General features: G+C 45.7%; 3 protein-coding genes. 1 reads left to right on the top strand and 2 read right to left on the bottom strand.

From position 1 onward, the window contains the following. Positions 1-104: 104 nt before the first annotated feature. The gene (locus RDN93_RS21640; RefSeq protein WP_308747386.1) at positions 105-1,256 is read left to right on the top strand and encodes a glycoside hydrolase family 130 protein; all 1,152 of its coding nucleotides are present in this window, start codon (positions 105-107) and stop codon (positions 1,254-1,256) included. A gap of 304 nt (positions 1,257-1,560) precedes the next feature. Here the strand turns inward: RDN93_RS21640 and RDN93_RS21635 are convergent, their stop codons facing one another. Further along, positions 1,561-3,831, bottom strand: coding sequence for a GH92 family glycosyl hydrolase (locus RDN93_RS21635; protein ID WP_308747385.1), 2,271 nt, complete (start codon positions 3,829-3,831; stop codon positions 1,561-1,563). 152 nt (positions 3,832-3,983) lie between these two features. Further along, entirely contained in the window at positions 3,984-4,628 is a 645-nt protein-coding gene (locus RDN93_RS21630; protein WP_308747384.1) for an RNA pseudouridine synthase, read from the bottom strand. Positions 4,629-4,630: the final 2 nt, after the last annotated feature.

Raw genomic sequence — 4,630 nt, 5'->3', positions numbered from 1 at the left:
TATCAAGCACTTGCATCTAACCATGTGACAGATGACAGCATTTTCTTATTTTTTTTAATTTATATGTAGAGGAGTAATTGTCCTCATAAACCAATTAATAGATTATGAAATCAACTTTTTTATTTCTACTTGCTACAACGATGATGACCTGTACCGCCTACGGACAGTCTGCCAATAACAAAGAGAACAAATTGCCCGATTGGGCTTTCGGCGGTTTCGAACGTCCGAAGAACGTCAATCCTGTAATATCTCCCATAGAAAACACTAAGTTTTATTGCCCGTTGGCAAAAGATTCCATTGCCTGGGAATCGAATGACACCTTCAATCCGGCAGCCACACTCTACAATGGGGAGATTGTCGTATTGTATCGTGCAGAAGATAAGTCCGGTGTCGGCATCGGTCACCGCACTTCCCGTCTCGGCTATGCCACTTCTACCGATGGCACGCGTTTCAAACGGGAAAAGTCGCCGGTGTTCTATCCGGACAATGATTCGCAAAAAGAACTGGAATGGCCGGGTGGCTGTGAAGACCCGCGAGTTGCCGTGACAGAAGACGGACTTTATGTAATGATGTACACGCAATGGAACCGCCATGTGCCCCGCCTGGCAGTAGCCACTTCCCGCAATCTGAAAGACTGGACAAAGCACGGCCCTGCCTTTGCCAAAGCATACAACGGGAAATTCTTTAACCTGGGATGCAAATCCGGCTCTATCCTGACGGAAGTAGTAAAAGGAAAACAGCTTATCAAGAAAATCAACGGGCAATACTTTATGTACTGGGGCGAAGAACATGTATTTGCCGCCACTTCCGATGATTTAATCAACTGGACGCCTGTTGTCAACATAGACGGCTCCCTAAAGAAACTATTCTCTCCCCGCGACGGATATTTCGACAGCCATCTTACCGAATGTGGACCTCCGGCTATCTACACCCCGAAAGGCATCGTCCTTCTCTACAACGGAAAGAACCATGCGGGAAGAGGAGACAAACGTTACACCGCCAACGTCTATGCTGCCGGACAAGCTCTTTTCGATGCCAACGAACCGACCCGCTTCATCACCCGTCTTGACGAACCGTTCTTCCGTCCGATGGACAGCTTTGAGAAAAGCGGCCAATACGTAGACGGCACTGTCTTTATCGAAGGAATGGTTTACTTCAAGAACAAATGGTATTTGTATTATGGCTGTGCAGACTCCAAGGTAGGCGTAGCCGTTTATGACCCGAAACGCCCCGCCAAGGCTGACCAGCTGCCATAAGCAATGAAATAACAAACAGCCAGTTATAGAAAACACAAATCCTGCTCTCATCCCTATTCACTGAAAAGAATAGAGTTTGAAAGCAGGATTTATTTTTGGATTCTCAAAGAGAAATCAGCCAATCACATTCAAGCAAGTTATGTACAAACTCTTTGCACATATTTAACGCTATTCGCTATTCCATTGTTTCCATTAATAACATTCAGCCCTCTTCTATAAAACCTGTTAGTCTTATGGAAGAGGGCTGAAAACTACGTTCAAACAACTATCTGAATCCTATTACCTATTGAAAACTATGTTCTTCTTATTCATTTATCTTATTCAAAACAACCGGTCTGTTTGCCGGAGCCTTGCCGAAATTCTTATTCGGTTTCTTTCCCATTACAAACTTCAAAGTGCTGCCGTTGATAATATCATCATATATGATATAACTCTTATTATAAGGCTTACCGTTCAAATAAACTTTCTGGATATAAATATTCTCTTTGTTATTGTTGGGAGCTTCAACTGTAAATGTCTTGCCACCACGTACCTTCATTTCGACTTTCTTAAAACACGGGCTGCCGAAAACAAATACACCGTCCGACGGATTCACTTGATAAAGCCCCATGGATGAAAGAAGATACCAGGCGGACATCTGACCGCAGTCTTCATTGCCGATGATACCGTCCGGTCGGTCTGTATAGAATTCATCCATGATGAAACGGACTTTCTCTGCCGTTTTCCATTGCTCGCCGGCATATGCATACAGATAGGCGACGTGATGGCTCGGTTCATTTCCATGTGCGTATTGCCCGATAAGTCCGGTAATATCACTGGATGCGCCTTCGCCCATGCTGTCATTGTTGGTGAAAAAGTCATCAAGTTTTGCAACAAACGGTTTATCACCGCCGAACAGCTCGATTAGTCCATACGGGTCTTGCGGAGCGAAAAATGTATATTGCCAGCCGTTACCTTCGCAAAAATCTCCGACGGTATGGATGGAACGTGCCGGGTCATAAGGAGTACGCCAGGAACCGTCTTCCAACTTCGGACGAATGAAGTGGATGGAAGAGTCGAAGTAGTTTTTATAGTAATGTGCACGTTTCGCGTAAGTTGCCGCATCTCCGGTCTTTCCCATTTTACGTGCCATGGCGGCAATTCCCCAGTCATCTACTGCATATTCCATGGCTATCGAGGTAGCTTCATGGATTTTATCGGCAGGGATATATCCTTTCTCTATCACATAAGGGACTCCTTTTTGTTTCTCATAAGTGGCAGTCGCTTTCATTGCCTGCAATGCTTCTTCCGCATCGAATCCGGTAAATCCTTTCAGGTAGGCATCGGCAATGACAGGGACGGAACTATAACCCGGCATTTGATTAGTTTCACCGCTCATCAAAGGCCAGATAGGAAGCTTGTCCTGCTGGCGGTAGATGGAAAGCATGGAGTTGACCACGTTGTCTACCATTTCAGGCTGGATGATAGTCATCAGAGGATGCAGGGCCCGGTAGGTATCCCATAAAGAAAGGGTGGTATAGTTGACCTTCTTCGGGTCAGTATAAATCATATCATTCATCCCTCTATATTCTCCATTCACGTCACAATAAAGCGTAGGAGCAATCATGGTATGATAATGCGCAGTATAAAAAGTACGTTTGGAAGCCTCATCATCCGTCTCTACTGTCATTCTTGCAAGTTCTTTATTCCATCGTCCGGCACTCATCTTTACTGTTTTGTCAAAGTCCCAGTGAGAAAGTTCTTCTTGCAGGTTCATTGCTGCATTGGCACAGCTAACGGAAGAAATAGCAACCTTTATCTTTACTTGTTTTACATTGCCGAAGGTGAGGACGCTTTTTACGGATGCTACTTTCAGTTGGTCCCAGGGTTTCGGCGTATTATCATCGTAGGCTGTAAACTGCTCTATCTTCTTGTCGCTCTTCAACACAAAATAGACTTTCCGGGAAGGGCTCCAACCCCTTACATAGCGATAGCCTTCTACTGTATAGTCGTCTATTTTACGGATATAGCTATCATAGGCGTTCGAGCCGTTCCCTTCGCGCAAGTCAATCAATATAGAAGCAGGCTTGCCTTCGGGGTATGTATAACGATGGAAGCCTACCCGGTCTGTTGCCGTCAGTTCCGCTTTGATATTGTAGCGGTCGAGAAGTAAGGAGTAATATTCGGGACGGGCTATTTCATTGTCGTGCGAGTAGCGGGAAGCGTAGCCGTCGCGTATATCATCCTGATTTCCTCTAGGAGTACGGATTTCATTCAACGGCATAATGAGAATATCACCTAAGTCGGTACATCCCGTACCGCTCAGATGAGTATGCGAGAAACCTATCAGGATGCTGTCGGAATAATGATAGCCGGAGCACCAGTCCCATCCTTTATGGATATTGCTAGGGCCGAGCTGCACCATGCCGTAAGGAACGCTCGTTCCTACAAATACATGCCCGTGATAACCGGAGCCGATATAAGGGTCGACATACTGAAGCAGTCCTTCACTTTTTGAATAGTCCCGTTGTGCAACTCCGCTTCCTGTCGCAAGTAAAAAGCAGGAAGTAAGTGCGAGTAGTTTAAATGCCTTCATTCGTATTTTTCTTTAGTATAACTGAATATAGTAATTAGCGAATGATGCAAATATAATATGTATCGGGGAATTTACCGGCTGTCGCTAAAATTAACCGGAAGAATGGCAGGCAAGTTTACTCTTTTGGCAAAAAGAAGAAGGATTTGTACTGCTTAGAACAGTTCAAATCCTTTCCATAGGTTTCCATCGGGGAGAGGAGCTTCAAGCGCTATCAACTCTTTCGAGACGGGGTGTACGAACCGTACCTTCCGGGCATGCAGGCAAATGCTGCCATCGGGATTGGAACGAGGAGAGCCGTATTTCAAGTCTCCCTTGATGGGACATCCCATCTTTGCCAACTGGCAACGAATCTGATGATGGCGCCCGGTTTTCAAATCAACTTCGAGCAAATAATAATTCTCCGAACGGCCGATTAGGCGGTAGTCCAAAATCGCCTTCTTGCTATTCGGCACTTCTTTATCGTACGCATAACTCTTGTTCTGCTTCTCATTGCGTACAAGGAAATGTACCAGTTCGCCTTCCGGTTCTCCGGGAGCGTTCTTCACCACTGCCCAGTAGGTCTTCTTCACCTCACTGGTGCGGAACATCTCATTGAGACGCGTAAGTGCCTTGCTCGTTTTGGCAAATATGACAAGACCGCTTACGGGGCGATCCAGCCGGTGTGTCACACCGAGGAAAACATTGCCGGGTTTCTGATATTTCTCCTTCAAGTACTGTTTCACAGTCTCCGAAAGCGGCGTATCACCCGTCTTGTCTGCCTGGACAATCTCGGAAGCGGTCTTGTTGACTACAATGATAT

It is taken from the genome of uncultured Bacteroides sp. (assembly GCF_902491285.1).
Lineage (GTDB): Bacteria > Bacteroidota > Bacteroidia > Bacteroidales > Bacteroidaceae > Bacteroides.
This window is presented reverse-complemented; position numbering and strand designations above follow the sequence as displayed.

Excerpts from the sequence above, each read along its gene's own strand:
- RDN93_RS21635 (WP_308747385.1), bottom strand. The coding sequence starts at position 3,831 with ATGAAGGCATTTAAACTACTCGCACTTACTTCCTGCTTTTTACTTGCG.
- RDN93_RS21640 (WP_308747386.1), top strand. The coding sequence starts at position 105 with ATGAAATCAACTTTTTTATTTCTACTTGCTACAACGATGATGACCTGT.